Raw genomic sequence first — 19,301 nt, 5'->3', positions numbered from 1 at the left:
AAAGCGATATCGGAATCGATACGGAGGGCTGCAGTCCATGATTATTGGGGTTGGAATGGATATGGTTGAAATTTCCAGGCTGCGCAAAATTCTCGAAAGCTCAGTGGGGGACCGCTTCCTGGAGCGGATTTTGACGCCGCGGGAGAGAGAGCTTGCCCAGCAGCGGCGCGGGCGTCTCGCGGAATTTGCGGCAGGGCGGTTCGCCGCGAAGGAAGCGGTCGTGAAAGCGGTCGGCTGCGGCATCGGCAAGCGGATCGGCTTTCAGGATGTGGAGGTGCTGCCGGATGCGCTCGGCAAGCCGGAATGCGCCGTCGCGGCGGCCGCGCTGGAGCGGGCATGCATAAGCGGCAGCCCCCGCATCCATATCAGCATTACGCATACGGAGACGATGGCTGCCGCTTATGTCATCGTGGAACAATTGCAAGCAGGCGTTACTTCTTCGAGCTGAGCCAATCCGCAAGCTGTCCGATTTCGTCATCGGACAGCTTTTCTTTGTAGGCCGGCATGCCGCCGCCGCCGTTTTTGATCTTGTTGGCGATCTGCTCTTTGCTCATCGAGCCGCCGACCTTTTGCAGGTTCGTTCTGGGTCCGACCTTGCCTGCGAGATCGACGCCGTGGCAGCTGATGCACTTGTTCGTTGTAAACATCTCCTGCGCCTTGACGAACGCCTCATTGCTTTCCGTGCCTGCGGTAGGAGCGGGTGCGGCCGATCCGGCCGGGGAGCCGGACTTGCCGCCGCCGCACGCGGCAAGGCTAATGACCAGCAGCCCCATCAGCAGGGCGCCGCCGCTTTTTAACCACTTTTGCTTCATCACTTCACTCGAACCTCCATCCCTCAAAATACTATTTGGCCCACACGCGCAGCATGTAGCCGCCGGCCAGCAGACTGATGCCGCCCATCCCTTCGAGGATGATGCCGGAATAGCCCAAATACCATACGCCCATAATGGCGGATAAGGCGAACAGCCACAGCCCCAGGTAGACCAGCGGTCTGCCCAGCACCAGCCCGAATTGCACGAAGCCGACGGCCAGCAGGAACGAGCGCAGCACGGGCGCGAATAACGGCCCTACGGCGCCGATCGCTTCCAGCAGTGCGACCGCCGCGATCAGCAGCGCTCCAGGCAGCAGCAGAAGCAGCGGATTGCCTATGCGATCCGCATCCTGCGATGCGGGATCCGCGGCGCCTTTTTCCCTGCGCATCCCTCCGATCTGAATCAAACTTGCGACAACCGCCGTAATCAAACCGGCCAGCTTGAGCCAGTCAAAATCCCGCCAAATGATCATAAAATCGACTGCGGCGCTGAAAATCCATTCGGCTCCCCAAATAAAGAGCAGCGGAATAAGCGGCTTTGCTCCGGCCAGCCAAGCTTTCCTTTTATTTGCCAAATCCGATTGCTTTGCGTTCTGCATACTTTCACCTCTGGTTTTCTCTTGCACACTTCTCTTATAATGAAGTCATGTCCATTGTTCCATTATAACTTGATCCGGTCCGATAGAGAAGGAGAGCAAGAAGAGCTTATGTACAGTGAAGAGCAAAAGCATTATTTTTCAACCGGTCTGCTTGACTGGTACCGTGCGAACAAACGGGATTTGCCGTGGAGAAGAAGCAAAAATCCTTACCATATATGGATTTCGGAAGTGATGCTGCAGCAGACGAGAGTGGATACGGTAATCCCGTACTTTCACCGTTTTACCGAGCAATTTCCGACTGTGGAGGCGCTGGCGAACGCTCCCGAAGAGGACGTGCTGAAAGCGTGGGAAGGCCTCGGGTACTATTCCCGCGCACGCAATTTGCAGAGCGCCGTCAGGGAAGTCCACGAAAGATACGGGGGAATCGTGCCCCAGGAAAAGGAAGAAATTTCCTCGTTAAAAGGGGTCGGTCCCTACACCTCCGGGGCGATCCTGAGCATCGCTTATAACAAGCCCGAGCCCGCTGTGGACGGCAATGTGATGCGGGTGCTGTCGCGCTATTTTCTCATCGAAGAAGATATTATGAAGCCTGCGACTCGCGTAAAAATGGAGCATTTGGCGCGGGAGCTCATTTTGGAAGGAACGGCTAGCGATTTCAATCAGGCACTGATGGAGCTCGGTGCGATGGTGTGTACGCCGCGTTCGCCGCACTGCCTGACGTGTCCGGTAATGGCGCACTGCCGCGCGCGCGAAGAAGGCATGGAAGAATCGCTGCCCATTAAAAAGAAAGCGAAACCGCCCCGTCCCGAGCTGCGGGCCGTAGCTTTGGTTGAAGGCACTGGCGAGAACGAGGGCAAATGGCTGATCAGGCAGCGCCCGCAGGAAGGCTTGCTGGCCCGCATGTGGGAGCTGCCGCATATCGAGCTGAAAGCGGCCTCGTGGAGTTCGGATGCCGAGACGATGAACGAGCTTCGGGAGACGCTTGCGGAGCAAGAGCAGATCGTAATAAGTCCTTTGGAATGGTTGGCGGATACGAATCACACATTCAGCCACATTTTTTGGGACATGAAGGTGTATCGGGCCAAATTGGGCGAGATGGGCCGCCAGAGGGATGGGGGAGAATGGATTCCGTTCCATTATCGCTGGGTAGGTGCGGATGAGCTGCAGCAGTATGCGTTTCCTAATGTTTTTCTGCGGATTATGAAAGCTTGGCAGAAGCAGTCACGACAAACGAATCGCAGTGTTCCCGAAATCCGTTAACGGATTTCCCGCCGGATTGCTTCCACATTTTTGAGCGTGATCTTTTTCTTATCGATTTCGATCGACCCTTCGTCCAGAAGCTCCTGCAAAACCTTTGTGACCGATTCCCTAACGGTGCCGACCATGTTGGCCAATTGTTGATGGGTGAGCTTCACATCGATCAGAAGCCCGTCTTTCGTCGGAGTTCCGTGTTCTTCGGACAGGCGGACGATCGTTTTCATAATGCGCGAGCGGACGCCGAGAAAAGTAAGATCGTAAATTTGCTCGTTCGCTTTGCGCAGCCGTTCCATCGTCGTCTCCAAGAGCTTCAAGCACAGCTTGGGGCTCTTTTCCAAGTATTGCGCAAATACCGAGCGTTTGAGGGTGTACATGACGCAGGCATCCAAAGTTTCGGCGGTAGCGGAACGGGTGAGACCTTCTTGAATCAATGCCATTTCTCCAAAGAAGTCGCCTTCGCGGAACAGGGCAAGAATGATCTCCTTGGCATCGTCCAACCGGTAAATTTTGACGACACCCGTCTTGATTAAATACATTTCCTCCCCGATTTCGCCTTCCAGGAAAAGGATTCTGCCTTTCTTCACTTTCTTTTCTGTAAAAAGAGGGGCGAGACCAAAGAGCTCTTCTTCAGACAGCTCTTGAAAGAGGGGGACATTTTGAAGAAGCTGAACAATCGTTTTCAACAGGCGCTCATCTCATTTCGGTCATAATCAAACGACCAGCTGTTCTCCGATTTCTTCAATCATTATGTTCAGCGTACGCGACAAATCGACTTCGTAAGGGTCTCTCAGTTCTTGTCCGGATGCGCTTCTTAGTATACGTACGACAGGCCGCTGCATACTGTGGGTGTTCAACCGGGAGACGCTCAGACCCACGGGGTAGATCGCGACGTTGCTGCGGAACAGCTTGACCATATCTATATCGTACAGCTTTCCGGCGTTCGCGTAAAGCACTTCGAGAGCATCTTCGAGAGCATCGCGGGGAGGAAGGGCCTTGCGGCAGGACGGCAGGACGGCAGGACCTGGCGTGGATCATGGCGTCGTAGTAGTCCGGCAGACCGATCCATCTGGAGTAAGGGTGAATCTGCTCTCCCCGTAAGTTGTAAGGATAGCCGCTGCCGTCCGTCCGTTCATGGTGCTGCAGCGCGCATTGTGCGGGAAACTTGCGAAAACTTCCATGACGTCGTGGACGCCACCCCACAGAATGAAAATAATCAGGGTTACTGTGTGTACTATTTCCGAATAAAGTGCAGGCTTCCCAGAAACCCATACGCCAGAGCCGCCGGGGTCGCACTATTTGCCTGATTGCGCGACGAAAACCTGCAAAAGTGCAGCTTTTTGCTCGTTGATGCACTGGCGATGAAAAATTCCTGCAATTGTACAGGCATTTCGCCTCGAACAAGGGCTCAGATTCAATTTCATCGAAAATTCCTGCACAATTGCAGGCTTTTCCCCGAACCGGGCCGCTTCCGCGGAAAAAGCCTGTACTAATGCAGGCTTTTTGGTTGCCAAGCCGCTAGATGAACGGCTGCGCCGACCTGACGGGCAACAACCAGTCCAACCGTCCGCAGAAAGCCTGCGAAAGTGCAGTTTTTTGCCCGTAGATGAGCTTGCAAGGCAGAATTCCTGCAAAAATACAGGTTTTCCGTCGGCTACTCGGTCGAAAGCTCATTTTGAGCGGGAATTCCTGCACAATTGCAGGCTTTTCCCCAACCCGAACCGCTTTCGCTGAAAAAGCCTGCACAAACGCAGGCTTTTCGGCTTGCCAAGACGCTCCACAGCCAACTGCACCGCCGTGGGGCGACTTTTATCACGCAAAAGGAGGCGCGGAATTTGTACGTGCCGCCGCGGACTTTCCGGGCGGTTCGCTCGCGCAGCGAAGCCCCAAAATAAAGAACCTTCAACCCCACTGCGACAGTGGTGTTGAAGGTTCTTTCATAGCCGTTGCCCCGAAGGGGGAAGCGCCCGGCGTTTACATTACTTCGCTGCTGCTTCGTAACGTTTGCCAACTTCAGCCCAGTTCACAACGTTCCAGAACGCTGCGATGTAGTCAGGGCGTTTGTTTTGGTATTTCAGGTAGTAAGCATGTTCCCATACGTCCAGGCCGAGGATCGGAGTTTCGCCTTCGAAGATCGGGCTGTCTTGGTTAGGCAAGCTGTACACTTTCAGTTTGCCGTCTTTGCCTACTGCGAGGAAAGCCCAGCCGGAACCGAAACGAGTTGTAGCCGCTGCCGCGAAAGTTTCTTTGAACTTGTCGAAACCGCCAAGCTCGCTCTCGATAGCTGCTGCCAGTGCGCCTGTTGGAGCTCCGCCGGCGTTAGGGCCGATCGTTTCCCAGAACAGGGAGTGGTTGGCATGGCCGCCACCGTTGTTGCGAACGGCAGTGCGGATATCTTCCGGTACTCTGTTCAGGTCGGCGATCAGGTCGTTCAGGGATTTGTCATGAAGCGCAGGGTGTTTGTCCAAAGCTGCGTTCAGGTTCGTTACATATGCATTATGGTGACGTCCGTGGTGGATTTCCATAGTCGTCGCATCGATGTGAGGCTCCAGCGCGTTGGTTGCGTATGGTAATGCTGGTAATTGATGTGCCATTTTCAAAATACCTCCTAAATAATATGTAATTTCAACACTTTCATTATGACCCATTTTGTATAATAAATCAACATTTATGTTTACTAAGTCAGCCCGCCGAGGCGTTCGATTTTGCTCAGTGGCGAAACTGGTCCATTCACCTCCTGATTGTCCGGATATCCCCGGGAGACTGCGGGCGGAGTTGCCGCCGGTGCCGCATTACTCCGTCATTCTTCTGAGTTTTACCGCCGGACTCCTAGATTAAATTCCGAAACTTTCCGCTTTTTTATGCGTCTGTCCGGCCAAAATTTCCATTATGCCGCCCGGCGCGTTCAAATAATCTTAAAATTAACTTCATATTAACTTCATATTCTCATAATAAATCGTGCCAATAATGAATGGCGATGCAGTTTCAAGCATGGAGGCGAAAAAGCGTGCGATTGTGGCTTCGATTAATTACAGGAATCAACAGCAGCTTCCAGGTCAAGCTGATCGTGAATCTTGCCTGTATTATTTTGCTCGCTTTCGGCATTACCGGATACCTCACATACCGGAACAATCTCGACTTGTTCGAGCAAGAGATCAGCAAGCAATTCTCCAAGACGAATGAAGAAGCGCTCGCCAAGCTGGAACTCAAGGTGCAGGAAATCAACCGCATTTCGCAAACGATCGTCTTCAACCCCCAGATTGAAAAAATGATCGGCCGCATTAACGAAAGCAACAATTCGGATACACCTTCCGACCCTTTTCACATTTATTTCGATAAAAAACAGATCGAAGAGCAGATGCTGCAAATCAAGCTCGACGTTCCGAATATGACCGGGCTTTACTTGTACGACCTGAACGGAAATCCGTCGTATTTCAGCTACACGACTTCGTCGATCAATCATTTGGACGAGAGCCTGTTCCGGACGATCCGTTCCAAAATCAACAACAGCTCCGGCGACATGGTGTGGATGAACATGGCTGTGCCCAGCTCGATCGAGCCGAGCGGCTACCGCAATACGATCATTGTGGCGCGGTTTATGAAAAATAATATGCTGGCGACGTACGGCGTGCTGGTCATGGCGATCGATGAAACGTTTTTTTCGAGCTCGCTCAAGGAAATTACGAAAGACGGCCTGGGGCAAGTGTATTTGTTCAATCAGATGCAGGAGCTGCTTTACACGAATACGACGCCGGATACGCGTAAAGATTTGCGGGTGATGAACGGCCTTGAGGAGACCAAGGTGCTCGACAATCATCTGTACGTCCAGAACGCTTCCAAAACGATCTCCTTCAAGCTGGTCAGCGGCACTTCTCTGACCGAGATACGCGCCAAGAACCGCGAGCAGTTGGAGCGGATTCTGGTGTCCGGGCTGATCATCGCGCTGGTAACGAGCGTGCTCATTATGCTGTCGACCGGCAAGCTGCTGCGGCCGCTCACGGATTTGCTGCAAGGGCTGCGCAAAGTGCGCTCGGGGGATTTTGATACGCGGATCGAGGTTCGGACGAAGGACGAGCTTGCTTTTATCGGCGACAGCTTCAACGCGATGACCGAGCAGGTGGGACGGCTGATCAAAGAGGTGTACCTGACGCAGCTTAGCGAGAGGGAGGCGGAGCTTAAAGCGCTGCAGGCGCAGCTGAATCCCCATTTTTTGCACAATATGTTCAACGAAATTTACTGGAAGCTGTACCTTCGCAACGAAGAGGAGACGGCCGGATTAATTGCCGCGATTTCGGATATGCTCAAATATTCGCTGATGCCCGTGCAGACGTTGACGACGGTTGGCGAGGAACTGCAGCAGATCCGGAATTATGTGAAAATCCAGCAGGAGCTGTTCGAGACCGATCTGGAAACGAGGATCGAGGCGGACGACGACGTGTTGGGCTGTGAAATGATGCGATCTATTTTGCAGCCGTTAGTAGAGAATGTGTTCATGCACGCTTTCCGCAACAAAGTGTCCGAGAAAAAGCTGACGATCCGGGCCAGGCGCAAACAAGAAACGCTGGAAATTGTCGTGGAGGACAACGGCTGCGGGATGGAAGCAGAGGCGGTTGTCAGGCTGCTGGATTTTGACGGCTCTGCGCTGCCCCAACGCAAAGACGGCCGGGAAAGCCTCGGGGTGCGCAGCGTGATGCGAAGAATTGCGCTATTGCATGGCGCTCCGTATCGGCTTGAAATTCAAAGCACGGCAGGCGAGGGGACCGGGATGCGCCTGATTTTGCCGTATAACTCCGTTGGAAAGGATGAGCCCAGAGCATGCTGACGAGCGGGAATGTAATTATTGTGGAGGACCAGCCTAATTTTCGCAAAGGATTGGTCAAAATGCTGGAAAGCCAGGAGCTCGGCTGGAAAGTGGTCGGGGAGGCCGGCAACGGGCAGGACGCGCTGGCATTGGTTCATCGGCTCAAGCCGGACCTCGTGCTGACGGATATCCGCATGCCGGTTATGGACGGGATGGAATTTACGGGACATCTTCGCGAGAGCTATCCGGATATGATGGTGATCGTCATTACCGCGTACAGGCATTTTGAGTACGCGCAGGCGGCTGTGCGGCACGGTGCGCTTGACCTGCTGGTCAAGCCGTGCACGGAGGAGGATATCCGCAGCGTGCTGGGCAAGGCGTCGAGGCATATTCAGGCGCGGGAGAGCCAGAGGCTGACCAGGTTGTCCGGCTCCAATCAGCCTGTGGCGGAAGGGCAGCTGGCGCTGAATCAGGCGGGGGTCAAGGAGCTGGAATTGCAGCTGATGTCCGGCATTTTGCAAGGACAAGCGGGGTATGTGCAGCAGCAGCTGCGCAAAATGGTCGGCGAGCTGCGGCAGCTGTCGCCGGACGAGGAGGCGCTCCGGGCGCTGACGCTGTCGGCGGCGCTGCACGGCACGGTCCGCAAGCAGTTCCCCGACCTGGACGACGGCTCGCTGGCGGCCGCGGCGCGGAACATGCCGGCTGCGAACGGAACGGCAGGGGACATCGTCGGTTGGGCCGGCGAGCAAGCCGAGAGCTTTATCCGGTTGTTGGAACAGTGGCAGGCGTCCAAAAGCGATACGGCCATCGAGAAGGCGCTCAAGTACATTGAGGAGCACTATGACAAGGCGTGCCGCTTGACCGATGTGGCGGACCGCGTAAACCTGAATCCGAGCTATTTCAGCGTCATGTTCAAAAAGGCCGTCGGCGACAGCTTCACGAATTATGTGAACCGCGTGCGGATGGACAAAGCCGCTGTGCTGCTGCGGAGCACGGATTTGAAAATTTTCGAGATCGCCTGCGCAGTCGGCTTTGACGAGCCGAATTATTTTACGAATGTGTTCAAGCAGCAGTACAGCATGTCGCCCAAAGAATACCGGAGGATGCCGTAGCGGGTACCGTAAGGCTTGTCGTAGGGTGCCGGACGCATGGCTAGGGGTCCCTGGGCGGTGTCGTAGGGGCTCGTCCGGCGTGCCGGCCGTGTGTGTCGGCATGCCGGACGGCGCGATCCGGAACCGTCTGTCCGGTGCAGGAAAGGAGTGAGCTTGCCGTGAACAGCGCGATGGAGAAAAGTCCGGCCCCGACTGCCGGGCGGGGAATGCGGCGGAAAAGGAAACTGAGGAAAAACATCCCCTTGTACGCGATGCTCCTTCCAGTGTTTGCCTTTTACATCATTTTCAAATACATCCCGATGGGCGGGTTATTGATAGCCTTCAAAAACTACAACTTCGCAGACGGCATTTTGCATAGTCCGTGGGCAGGCTTCAAGCATTTCCAACTGCTGTTTTCTTCGGCGGGCACGGTGCGAATTTTGTGGAACACGTTCTGGCTCAGCTTTCTCGGCATCGTGTTCGGCTTTCCGGTTCCGATCCTGTTGGCTGTCATGCTGAATGAAGTGCGGACCCGGTGGCTGAAAAGCTGGGTGCAGACGATCATCTATTTGCCCCATTTCTTCTCCTGGGTCATTGTGGCCGGCATTGTGCTGACGCTGTTTGCCGCCGACTACGGCTCCGTGAATAAGACGCTGAAGCTGCTGGCGATCGAGCCGAAAACGTTTTTGTACGATTCTGCGTCATGGATCGCCATTTTTCTCGGATCGGGGATATGGAAAGAAATGGGCTTCAGCGCAATCGTTTATTTGGCCGCGCTCACGGCCATCGATCCTTCCCTGTACGAATCGGCGTGCATGGACGGCGCCTCCAAATGGCGGCAAATCTGGCACGTCACGCTGCCGGGAATCCGCAGTACCATCGTGCTGCTGCTTATTCTGGCCGTCGGCCGGGTCATGGAGGTCGGCTTCGATCAAGTGTACAACCTGCAAAATCCGGCCGTCGCCGACGTGTCCGAAGTAATCAGCACCTATATGTACAAAATGGGGCTCCAGCAAGCGCAGTTCAGTCTGTCCGCAGCGATGGGCTTGTTCGAATCGGCCGTCAGCTTCGGCCTCGTGCTGCTGGCTAACGGGATCGCCCGCAAGTTTGACCAGGCTTTATTTTGACGAGGAGGGGAAGCGTGAAGCCGACAAGAGGAGAACGAATGTTTAGCGCCGTCAACGGCGTGCTGCTGATCGCGCTCGGTTTAACCTGTCTGCTCCCGTTCGTACATACGGTTGCGGTGTCTTTCAGCGACAGGGCCGCCGTCGAAGCGGGGCGCGTTTCGTTGTGGCCGGTAGGCTTCCGGACGACGGCTTATGAATTTTTTTTCATCGCAACGCCCGCTTTGAAAGCCTTGAAAAACAGCGCGCTGATTACGTGCGGAGGCGTCCTGTTCAGCATGCTCGCAACGATTCTTGCGGCCTATCCGCTCTCGCGGTCTTACTTGTCGGGAAGACGGTTGGTGACGCTGGCAATGGTGTTCACGATGCTGTTCTCCGGAGGCGTCATCCCGACGTACCTGGTCGTAAAAAGCTTGTCGCTGATTGATTCCTACTGGTCGATTTGACTGACGGGGCTGATCAGCACCTACAATATGCTGCTTATGCGCAGCTATTTTGAGAACATCCCTCATGAGGTACAGGAAGCCGCCACCATCGACGGCTGCGGCGATACCGCTCTGCTGGTCCGCATCATGCTGCCGTTGTCGCTGCCGATGCTTGCCACGCTGGCTTTGCTGTACGGGGTGCACTACTGGAACGCATTTATGAGCGTGCTCATGTACATCAACAAAACCGATATGCAAAATTTAACCGTCGTCGTCCAGGCTATCCTGCAAAAAAACGACATCATCCAGACGGCGACGACGGATATAGCTGCGCAGCAGCTGGTCATGAACGAGACGATTAAAGCGGCCGGCGTCGTGACGATGATCGTTCCGATGCTGCTGTTTTATCCTTTTCTGCAAAAATATTTTGTTAGAGGCGTTATGCTGGGTTCCGTAAAAGGGTAACGACGACCGATCGAGATGCCGGGCATCTCCTAATCCACCAAAAAAGGACGGGATTTTGGAATGAGACAACGGATGAAGCAGGCAAGTCTTGCCATTGCTGCGGCTGCGGCTGTCGGGGCGCTGCTCGCGGGCTGCTCGGGCGGCATGGCGGACAGCGGCAAGCCGGATACCGCCCAGACGCCCGCCAAGCGCGGAGATATTACCGTATCGATGTACGACCGCGGAGCGGTTCCTGCTTCCGAAGGCTCATACGAGGAGAACCGCTGGACCGCGTGGATCAATCGGACCGGTCCCGTCAACGTCAAGTTCGTGCCTATTTTGCGCAGCGAATCGACGAAAAAATTGAACGTGCTGTTCGCTTCCGGCTCGGCCCCCGATGTCGTCAACGAATACAATACGCCGCTCCGCAACGGCATTTATGAGCAGAAGCAGCTGCTGCCTCTGGACGATCTTTTACAATTTATGCCGACTTACGAAAAGCTGCTCGCGCAGTACCCGCAGCTGCGGAAAGCGGGCACGAAGCCGGACGGCAAGCTGTATGAAATCGGCAAGCTGAAAGAAGCGGTGCCGCTGCATGCGATGTTCATCCGCACCGACTGGCTGAAAAAGCTGAACCTGCAAGCCCCGGCGACGACCGAGGAGCTTTTGCAGGTTGCAAAGGCGTTCACCGAGCGGGACCCTGACGGCAACGGCAAAAAGGATACGTACGGCATGAACATCAGCACGTATTCGGAGACGGCCGTGAACGAAATGTTCGGCGGCTCGATGTCCAAAAGCATGCTTTCCTGGGGCGTCAAAGACGGCAAAGCGGCGATGCTGTGGGACAACGACCTTGCTGCGCTGGCCTTCAAAAAGCAGCTTTACGACGGCGGCATCGTCGATAAGGATTACATCAACGACAAAGACGGGATGAAAGCGAAGCAGGATTTCCTTAACGGCAAAATCGGCATCTATGTGAATTCCAGCGTAAGCTGGTTCGAATTTACGACGGCGGATCTCGCGACGCTGAAGAAAAATGTGCCGGGCGCCGAGATCGCTCCGCTTGCTTTTCCGAAATCGCCGTTCGGCCTGTTCACGGGCGCCATCGACAATCCGGTGCAAATGAGCACCGTGATCAACGCGAAGGCGAAGGACCCGGAGGCGGCGGCCCGTTATATCGAGTTCATGATGCAGCCCGAGGCGGCCGGCAAAATCATCTACGGTGACGAAGGCGTCCATTGGAAAAAAGGCGCAAACGGCTGTCCGCAAATTATCAATCCGACAAAATCGAAAAATGAGGTCAACTATGCGGGGGACTACGAAATGTTCCTGACCCGCGCGGCCGACAAATGCAGTTACGTCGTCAACCAGTTCAATCCGGACGTTCCCGAGCAAAAGGCCGGCCTGGAGATGTACAAAGAAGCGCAAAAAACGTACCTGGACCCGAGCCGCCAATATCCGGGCATTACGATCGGCGAACATATGCCTTCTTTCCCGGGCGATCTGAACGTCATTCACACGAGCGTGCTGAAGGAAATTACCGACATTTATGTCAAAGCGATCATCAGCGGCAGCAAATACAGCCCCGAGCAAGCGATCAAGGATGCGCAGGCGGCATGGGACAAAGCCGGCGGCAAGAAGCTGGAGGAGTACATGGACGATTGGTACCGGCAAAATAAAGACAAGGCGTTTCTCGCCAAAGATGTCTGGGACATCGTGAAGGAGCAAAAAGAACAAATGAAATAATCCGGTGCGAGGGGGATTCGAGAGTGATTCGAGGGAGAATTCGACATTGAAGCATGAATAACTTGCATGCCAGAGGCGGGCTTATCGACCTGGCAACGGGGAGAAAGCCTGTACTTTCTTTCCGGGTTGTCGAAAAAACACGCAACACCAAAAGGCGCCCATCTGCTTGGCAACGCGGGGATAGTGAGGATAGCGAAGATAGCGGGATAGCGTGGGAAAACGGGGAGAACGGGGGAAACCTGCAAAAACCCCCATGATGCCGAGGACGTTACCCCACAGAATGAAAATAATACAGGTCTACTGAGTCAATTTTCGTATAAAGTGCAGTTTTTTTCTTGCTGATACGACGAAAACGAAACATTCTTGCATCAGGCTGCCCAAAAACCTCTCCGCATCAGAGGAGATAACCGCAATCTGCCTGGCTGCAGGAAGAAAACCTGCAAAAATACATGAATTTGCGTCCTTGATCGCTGTCCACGAACAATTCCTGCAAAAGTGCAGGCTTTTCAGCGGGGACACGGGCTCAGGGTCACTTTCAGCGAAAATTCCTGTACAATTGCAGGCTTTTTGCCAAAACGAGCCGCTTTGACGGAAAAAACCTGCACTTTCGCAGGTTTTGTCGAGTGCCGGGTGGAGGGTTGTCTATTAAACGGGCCTAATAGCGAGTCGGGACTTTTTCAGCATTCCAACTTTCGCAGGTTTTGGCGAGTGTCGGGAGTCTGTCCGATGGAGTTACTTTTGTGCATACCGGGTGAATCATGACTGCAAATATTGCCGCTCACGCTGCATAATGACTGTCATTTTGCTTATATATACCTTCTACGTGGTTCATCGGACAGACTCCTAGGTACTGGTTTGTCTATAATCGGTCCTGCGGCGGTAACGGTGCCCCTGATCTGCGGTATTCGCAGCTGAAATTTGCGCTGGATTTCCGGCAGGACTATTCTCATTTTTGGGCGATAGCAGTAAAAAAGTCCTGCAATTTCCTTGAAAGCGCTTAAAATAAAGCGATTTCAGCAAAAAAGCACAAAAAACTTTAAGTTTTTGTGAGTTTTTTCACCGTTTCAGCAGGATTTCGCATTTTTTTGTCGTATTATTGACGTTACCAAAAAAATTTTCGGTACAAAAAAATTTTGGAATTGGGAGAGAACCGTATGCACGTTCGTTCATTTCAGCTTGCAGATTCTTCATCGGTCACTGAACTCTTGGAAGATGTTTTGTCGGAAATCTGTTACGAGGAAACGATGGAAGCATTTGCACGCCAGCTATCTTGGGATACTGAACTTGTCTTGATCGCTGAAGAGGAAGGGCAGATTTTAGGCGTAATTATCGGCACCATTGATAACAACAACGGCTACTACTATAGAATCGCGGTTGCTAGTGAATATCAACGTAAAGGCATCGGCAAAGCTTTGATCGAAGCGATGAAGCAGCGGTTCCTCCAACGGAAAGTTAACAAAATTATGGTAACTGTCGATGCGCACAATGAAATGGTGCTGCCTGTGTACGAATCGGCGGGCTACAGCACGTCGGATTTTTCCCGGGCGGTTCATCGCCTGAGCATTTTGAAGAAGGTCAGTTGTTGACCGTAGTGCAGAAATATACAGATCAATAAGTTCGAACTTTGGAGCATATCTTGTCCGCCGTTGCAATTGGGGGTAAGATATGCTTTTCTATATAATATCGGAATCATTTTGGCTGGATGAGCAGAGGGGCATTGTGACATGGAATTTACGCCATACGTAATTAAAAGCTTCAAACACGATGGGCACCTTCACCGAATGTGGCTCACGAATTGGCTCGTGCCTGATGGCGTGCTCCACCCGGATCATCGCAAGGAGGCCATGATGGTTTTTATCAACAGCCAGACCAAGATTCAAGAGGCGGACGGTAAGGAATGGGTCAGCCGGGTTCCGGGGGTATCTTTTTTTATCCCGAAGCGGTGGTTCAATGTCGTGGCGCTGCTTGAAGACAGCGGTATCCGATATTATTGCAATATTGCATCTCCTCCTTACGTGTCGGGGAATATTATAACTTATATCGATTACGATCTGGATGTCATCCGCATGCCGGGGGGAGCGGTTCATGTCGTGGATCAGGAAGAATACGAGCTTCACAAAACGAATTACCATTACTCCCCGTTGGTTCAGGAGAAGGTACAGGCCGGGCTTGCCTCATTATTGGAAATAGCCCGCGGCGGGAAGCCGCCTTTTCAGGACGACGTAGTCATGCGCTATTTTGAAACTTGGGAAAAGCGGAAGAACGGAGGGGCGTAGTTTGAGTTTCTTTCTGCAAAGAAATGAAAGGAACAAGATCGTATCCGGCACGGCTGGGCAAACGGAAAGCAAAAGCTTGAGCCACGAGCTGTGGGATTGGACCAAATCGATGCTCGTCGCGCTGCTTGTCGTTATTTTGGTTCACAAGTTCGGGTTTAATCTTTCGACGGTCAAAGGAAGCTCTATGGAGCCGACGCTGCAGGAGGGGGAATGGCTTTTTGTAAATAAGGCGATTGCTTATATCCGGGCGCCTCATCGGGGCGAGATCGTCATTTTGCACGAGCCCGGAGCAGGTCATGGGCAGCAAAAGCATCCGCTGCTTGTGAAAAGAGTCGTCGCCGTGGCCGGGGACCGAATTGAAGGCCGAGATGGTTATTTGTATGTTAATGGCGGCATGGTTGCGGAGCCGTATACCGATACGATGCTGAATGACGGCGATTTTGGCCTCACGGAGGTGCCGGAAGGCAGCGTGTTCGTCATGGGCGACAACCGCCACAGGCAGGCCAGCTCGGACAGCCGCAGATTCGGCACGGTCCCGGTCAGCCTGATCGAAGGGCGCGCGGAATGGGTGCTGTGGCCTTTTGACGAAATGTCCGGACTGTAGGGGAGCTTGCGTCAGCGGGAGGTGAGCAGGATGAGCGTTTCCATACATGCGGGCACACGGGAGGATTGGCTTAGGCTAAAACAGGAGATCGTCGCGGCGGGGCCGTCGCTGGGCATTGATAAAATCGGTTTCACGACCGCGGCGCCGTTCGACGAGTTGAAAGAAATTTTGCTCCGGCACAGGGAGCAGGGGTTTGAGTCCGGTTTCGAGGAGCCGGATATCGAGAAGCGGGTGCGGCCCGAGCTGAGTCTGGAGGAGCCGCAGTCGATGATCTCGATTGCAATCGCTTACCCGTCCAAGCTGCCCGATCCACCGCGTTCGGAGCCCGGCGCTTACCGGGGAATCATCTCGCGCTCCTCATGGGGCGTCGACTATCATCATGTGCTGCGGGACCGTCTGGCGAAGCTGGAGGCGTTCATCGCCGAGCGTGTCGACGGGGCCAGAATGCAAAGCATGGTCGATACGGGGGCTCTGTCCGACCGGGCTGTCGCCGAGCGTGCGGGCATAGGCTGGAGCGGCAAAAATTGCGCCGTCATTACTCCCGAATGGGGATCGTGGGTATATTTGGGGGAAATGATCACCAATATCCCTTTTCCGCCGGATACGTCTATCATGGACCAATGCGGAGACTGCACGATCTGCATCGACGCTTGTCCGACCGGTGCGCTGGTCGGGCCGGGGCAGCTGAATTCCAGCCGCTGCATTTCGTTCGTCACGCAGACCAAAGGGTACGTGGAGGACGAATTCAAGCTGAAAATCGGCAACCGCTTGTACGGCTGCGATACGTGCCAGATCGTGTGCCCGAAAAACAAGGGCAAGAACTGGATGCACCAGCCCGAGCTGCAGCCCGATCCGGAAAAGGTCAAGCCGCTGCTTATTCCTCTATTGACGATGGGCAATAAGGAGTTCAAAGAAAAGTACGGGCAGAGCGCCTCGTCCTGGCGGGGGAAAAAGCCGATCCAGCGCAATGCGATTATCGCGCTCGGCAATTTTAAGGACAAGACGGCGGTGCCGGTTTTGTCCGAGCTGCTGCGCGCCGATCCGCGCCCGGAAATTCGCGCGACCGCCGCATGGGCGCTTGGGCGGATCGGCGGGGAAGAAGCGGGCGCCGCGCTCGACCGGGCGCTGGACGAAGAGCGGGAGCCTGCCGTCATCCGCGAGCTGGAAAAAGCGCAGGCCGCGCCGGCGCGGCCCGGCGGCAGCGGGCCGTGACGCCCGGCCCGGCCATGCCAAGGCCCGGCCGTAGGCCGTGCCCGCCGCGGTCCAGCCGGTCCGCGTCGCCGGGCTCGCGACCGCCGCGGCCACGCCTATCGGGCTTGCGGCCACCGCGGCCCGCACATCGACAAAACAAGCCTCGGCGATCCCTGGCTTGTTTTTATTTTCCGCCCCGGGGGCTTGGTAAGAGCCAATGCTACAATATGTCACTGCACGTTCTCGCGATTTCGGATATGATAGGCTTAGAGAATTAAAGCAGCAAGACAGATGGATATACATGGGAAGGAGACAGCTTCATGCAAACGGCAGCCGTTTTGACGTACTTTGAAATAACGGCCCCAATCGGGCCTTTGGTGCTTGTTTCCGGCAAGCAGGGGCTGTGTTTGATCGAATTCGGCACGTTCGGGGACAACCGGACGAGGATCATGGATTGGGCAAACCGCTGGTTCGGCTCCTATGAGCTGGTTGAGGATGAAGAGGCTTTGAAGCCGGTAGCGGAGCAGCTTGAAGAGTATTTTCGCAAAGAACGGACGTCGTTCGATTACAAGCTGGATCTGCGCGGAACGGAGTTTCAAAAACGGGTGTGGAATGCACTCCTCGCCGTCTCGTACGGCCGGACGGCTTCCTATAAAGATATAGCCGAGGCGATCGGTTCCCCCAAAGCGGTCAGAGCGGTGGGCGGAGCCAACAACCGCAATCCGGTGCCTGTCATCGTTCCCTGCCACCGCATTATCGGGGCGGACGGCCAGCTTGTCGGATACGGCGGAGGGCTGGATATCAAAGTGAACCTGCTCGAACTGGAAGGGATTCGGAAGTAGCGACTGAACCACAATACGACTATCATGGAGTGAACGATATGAAGTACGTGCAATTGGATTCCGTAGAGCCAGGGCAATATTTGGGACGGACGATTTTTTCCAGCAACGGGGCTATTCTGCTTTCGGAAGGCGTGCAGTTGACCGTATTCATGATCAATACGCTGAACCGGATCGGAGTTTCCATGATCTATATCAAAGATCCGCTGATGGAAGATGTGGAAATTCCCGAGATCATTTCGGATGAGACGAAGCGGGCCGTCATGAAACAGATGGGAGAGACGTTCAACGCCATTCGTTCGGGCAAAGAGTTCAGCACCCGTTCTATGAGCATCAGCATCGATACGCTGCTGGAAGAAGTGATGAAGAACAAGGATGTGCTCGTTCAGTTATCCGATATTCGCACCGAAGATAACACGATGTACGTACATGCGAGTAACGTCTGCATGATGTCCGTACTGATCGGCATCAACATGGGATTGAACGCGATGCAGCTGAAAGAGCTGGCGATCGGAGCGCTGCTGCACGATGTCGGAAAAATCGAGGCGATTTGCGACGACGATTCGGCGGATTTGAAAAAGCATCACACCTGGCGCGGCTTCGAGCTGCTCAAAAACAAGCGTGAGTTCAGCCTGCTGATCGCGCACGTCGCTTTCCAGCATCATGAAGACCTGCTCGGCACAGGTCTCCCGAGAGGGCTTGAAGCCGACCATATTCACCTCTATGCGAAAATTACCGCTGTGGCCAACATGTACGATAATTTGCTCTTCGATACGTCCACAGGGCGCAAAATGCAGCCTCACGAAGCATGCGAACATATGATGGCGCTCGCCGGAACGAAGCTGGACCGCGATGTGCTGATCCACTTTTTGAGGATCGTCTCCGTGTATCCGACCGGCACGTCGGTTCGGCTCTCTACGCGGGAATCCGGCGTTGTCGTCGGCCAGCACAGGGGCCTGCCGAGCCGCCCGGTTATCAGAATCATCAAGCAGGAAGCGGGCGAGAAAGAATTCGAGGTCAAGGAAATGGATCTGGCGAAGCACACCACCGTATTTATCGAGCAGGTGCTCTCGTAATAATCGCGCCGTCCATTTGTAAACGAATGAGCAGAAATGCTATGATGAGCAAATAAGGGAATCCTATTTTTGTACAAGCAGGGGGCACATGTATGTGGAATATCATCATCCCGATTCTGACGCTGATTGCCGGATTGGCAGGGGGCTTTTTCATCGGCGTGTTTTACTTGAGAAAGCAGATCGAATCGATGCAGAGCAATCCGGAAATGCTGCAAAAGATGGCCAAACAAATGGGCTACAACATGAATAAGCAGCAAATGACGAAAGTTCAGAACATGATGAAGAACCAAAAGTGGAAATAATCTCATGGAATGCCGGGAGGGCTTCCGATGACCGTATGAACGGATTTCAAGGCGGCCCTTCCGTTTGCCGTCCGGTGTGACTAGGACGTACCAGTACTATCAAGAGGTGGCATATTTCATGGCGAACAATAAAGACAGAATTTTGGAAGCGGCCATGGACCTGTTTCATGACAACGGTTTTCGGGCTACCGGTTTGGAAGAGATTCTGTCCAGCAGCGGGGTATGCAAGAGCAATTTTTATTACCATTTCAAAAGCAAGGAAGAGCTTGGCGTTAAAGTGATCGAGCGCAAGGTGCAGCACATGCGGGAATCGGTGATGGAGCCGAGCCTCGGCAACCCGGAGCTGTCGCCCAAGCAGCGCGTCATGGCGTTGTTCGAGCGGATGCTGGCCTTCTGCGAGGAGCATGAGTGCCGCAGAGGCTGCTTTTTCGGCAATTTGTCCCTGGAGTTGAGCGACCGCTCGGAGGAGCTGCGAAAACCGCTCAGCCGTTTTTTTAACGAGCTGGAAGAGATGGTGGAAGCGTGCTTGCAGGAAAGCTGCCGGCGGGGAGAGCTGAAGCTGCAGGGCATGCAGCCGTCCGAGCTTGTGCTGCCGATCGTATCGCTGCTGCAGGGCGGACTGCTGCTGACCAAAGCGCATAAAGACGGCGCCGCGATGCGGGACAGCATCAAGCTGATTCAGGCTTTTATGAAGTAGAGAAAAAGGAGCGAACGAATC

21 protein-coding genes and 1 pseudogene are annotated in these 19,301 nt (G+C 54.3%); 16 read left to right on the top strand and 6 right to left on the bottom strand.

All coding sequences use genetic code 11. The features are described from left to right. Window positions 1–37: 37 nt before the first annotated feature. Entirely contained in the window at window positions 38–448 is a 411-nt protein-coding gene (gene acpS, locus AC3G2T_RS21500; protein ID WP_488436838.1) for a holo-ACP synthase, read from the top strand. Here the strand turns inward: acpS and AC3G2T_RS21495 are convergent. Beyond that, window positions 432–812, bottom strand: coding sequence for a c-type cytochrome (locus tag AC3G2T_RS21495; protein WP_474685358.1), 381 nt, complete (start codon window positions 810–812; stop codon window positions 432–434). The two genes, acpS and AC3G2T_RS21495, sit on opposite strands and share 17 nt — an antisense overlap. Window positions 813–843: 31 nt before the next feature. Continuing rightward, window positions 844–1,410, bottom strand: a complete 567-nt coding sequence (locus AC3G2T_RS21490) for a hypothetical protein (RefSeq protein WP_488436837.1) — start codon at window positions 1,408–1,410, stop codon at window positions 844–846. Between the two features lie 108 nt (window positions 1,411–1,518). On the opposite strand from AC3G2T_RS21490, the gene mutY reads away from it, so the two are divergent. Next, a complete protein-coding gene (gene mutY / locus AC3G2T_RS21485) occupies window positions 1,519–2,670 on the top strand; it encodes an A/G-specific adenine glycosylase (protein WP_474685347.1) in 1,152 nt (383 codons plus the stop codon). Here mutY and AC3G2T_RS21480 read toward each other — a convergent pair. The 4 genes and pseudogenes from AC3G2T_RS21480 to AC3G2T_RS21465 all read right to left on the bottom strand — a co-directional run bounded on the left by AC3G2T_RS21480 (window position 2,667) and on the right by AC3G2T_RS21465 (window position 5,258). Beyond that, the gene (locus AC3G2T_RS21480; protein ID WP_474685346.1) at window positions 2,667–3,350 is read right to left on the bottom strand and encodes a Crp/Fnr family transcriptional regulator; all 684 of its coding nucleotides are present in this window, start codon (window positions 3,348–3,350) and stop codon (window positions 2,667–2,669) included. The two genes, mutY and AC3G2T_RS21480, sit on opposite strands and share 4 nt — an antisense overlap. A 27-nt stretch (window positions 3,351–3,377) precedes the next feature. Then, window positions 3,378–3,620, bottom strand: coding sequence for a hypothetical protein (locus tag AC3G2T_RS21475; RefSeq protein ID WP_488436836.1), 243 nt, complete (start codon window positions 3,618–3,620; stop codon window positions 3,378–3,380). 64 nt (window positions 3,621–3,684) lie between these two features. Beyond that, window positions 3,685–3,936: pseudogene (locus tag AC3G2T_RS21470) on the bottom strand (HD-GYP domain-containing protein); the annotation flags it as partial. Window positions 3,937–4,643: 707 nt separating this feature from the next. After that, window positions 4,644–5,258, bottom strand: a complete 615-nt coding sequence (locus tag AC3G2T_RS21465; RefSeq protein WP_488436835.1) for a superoxide dismutase — start codon at window positions 5,256–5,258, stop codon at window positions 4,644–4,646. 413 nt (window positions 5,259–5,671) lie between these two features. On the opposite strand from AC3G2T_RS21465, the gene AC3G2T_RS21460 reads away from it, so the two are divergent. The 14 genes from AC3G2T_RS21460 to AC3G2T_RS21395 all read left to right on the top strand — a co-directional run bounded on the left by AC3G2T_RS21460 (window position 5,672) and on the right by AC3G2T_RS21395 (window position 19,280). Next, a complete protein-coding gene (locus AC3G2T_RS21460) occupies window positions 5,672–7,486 on the top strand; it encodes a sensor histidine kinase (RefSeq protein ID WP_488436834.1) in 1,815 nt (604 codons plus the stop codon). Beyond that, complete coding sequence (locus tag AC3G2T_RS21455; RefSeq protein ID WP_488436833.1) at window positions 7,480–8,577, top strand: response regulator transcription factor; 1,098 nt, start codon at window positions 7,480–7,482, stop codon at window positions 8,575–8,577. The genes AC3G2T_RS21460 and AC3G2T_RS21455 overlap by 7 nt, the downstream gene beginning before the upstream one ends. A 170-nt stretch (window positions 8,578–8,747) precedes the next feature. Next, a complete protein-coding gene (locus AC3G2T_RS21450) occupies window positions 8,748–9,683 on the top strand; it encodes an ABC transporter permease (RefSeq protein ID WP_488436920.1) in 936 nt (311 codons plus the stop codon). 14 nt (window positions 9,684–9,697) lie between these two features. After that, a complete protein-coding gene (locus tag AC3G2T_RS21445) occupies window positions 9,698–10,126 on the top strand; it encodes an ABC transporter permease family protein (protein WP_488436832.1) in 429 nt (142 codons plus the stop codon). Further along, entirely contained in the window at window positions 10,127–10,570 is a 444-nt protein-coding gene (locus AC3G2T_RS21440; RefSeq protein WP_488436919.1) for a carbohydrate ABC transporter permease, read from the top strand. A 60-nt stretch (window positions 10,571–10,630) separates the two neighbouring features. Continuing rightward, complete coding sequence (locus AC3G2T_RS21435; protein WP_488436831.1) at window positions 10,631–12,295, top strand: extracellular solute-binding protein; 1,665 nt, start codon at window positions 10,631–10,633, stop codon at window positions 12,293–12,295. 1,154 nt (window positions 12,296–13,449) lie between these two features. Further along, window positions 13,450–13,881 (top strand): GNAT family N-acetyltransferase, encoded by a 432-nt coding sequence (locus tag AC3G2T_RS21430; RefSeq protein ID WP_474685338.1) that lies wholly within the window; start codon window positions 13,450–13,452, stop codon window positions 13,879–13,881. A gap of 138 nt (window positions 13,882–14,019) precedes the next feature. Further along, window positions 14,020–14,571 carry a DUF402 domain-containing protein gene (locus AC3G2T_RS21425; protein WP_488436830.1) on the top strand — a complete coding sequence of 184 codons (552 nt, stop codon included), beginning with the start codon at window positions 14,020–14,022 and terminating at the stop codon, window positions 14,569–14,571. Between the two features lies 1 nt (window position 14,572). After that, window positions 14,573–15,175: a signal peptidase I gene (lepB, locus tag AC3G2T_RS21420; RefSeq protein WP_488436829.1), complete on the top strand. Its 603-nt coding sequence runs from the start codon at window positions 14,573–14,575 to the stop codon at window positions 15,173–15,175. A 30-nt stretch (window positions 15,176–15,205) separates the two neighbouring features. Beyond that, the gene (queG, locus tag AC3G2T_RS21415) at window positions 15,206–16,387 is read left to right on the top strand and encodes a tRNA epoxyqueuosine(34) reductase QueG (RefSeq protein ID WP_488436828.1); all 1,182 of its coding nucleotides are present in this window, start codon (window positions 15,206–15,208) and stop codon (window positions 16,385–16,387) included. A gap of 299 nt (window positions 16,388–16,686) precedes the next feature. Continuing rightward, on the top strand, window positions 16,687–17,208 hold the full coding sequence (locus AC3G2T_RS21410) for a methylated-DNA--[protein]-cysteine S-methyltransferase (RefSeq protein WP_488436827.1): 522 nt from the start codon (window positions 16,687–16,689) through the stop codon (window positions 17,206–17,208). 38 nt (window positions 17,209–17,246) lie between these two features. After that, the gene (locus tag AC3G2T_RS21405) at window positions 17,247–18,281 is read left to right on the top strand and encodes an HD-GYP domain-containing protein (protein ID WP_474685333.1); all 1,035 of its coding nucleotides are present in this window, start codon (window positions 17,247–17,249) and stop codon (window positions 18,279–18,281) included. 92 nt (window positions 18,282–18,373) lie between these two features. Beyond that, on the top strand, window positions 18,374–18,583 hold the full coding sequence (locus AC3G2T_RS21400) for a YneF family protein (protein WP_474685332.1): 210 nt from the start codon (window positions 18,374–18,376) through the stop codon (window positions 18,581–18,583). Between the two features lie 118 nt (window positions 18,584–18,701). Further along, the gene (locus AC3G2T_RS21395; protein ID WP_488436826.1) at window positions 18,702–19,280 is read left to right on the top strand and encodes a TetR/AcrR family transcriptional regulator; all 579 of its coding nucleotides are present in this window, start codon (window positions 18,702–18,704) and stop codon (window positions 19,278–19,280) included. Window positions 19,281–19,301 lie beyond the last annotated feature (21 nt).

The sequence above is a fragment of the Paenibacillus sp. sgz302191 genome, assembly GCF_057749925.1.
Note: the sequence above shows the minus strand (reverse complement) of the source record. Positions and strands in the feature narration are given on the sequence as shown.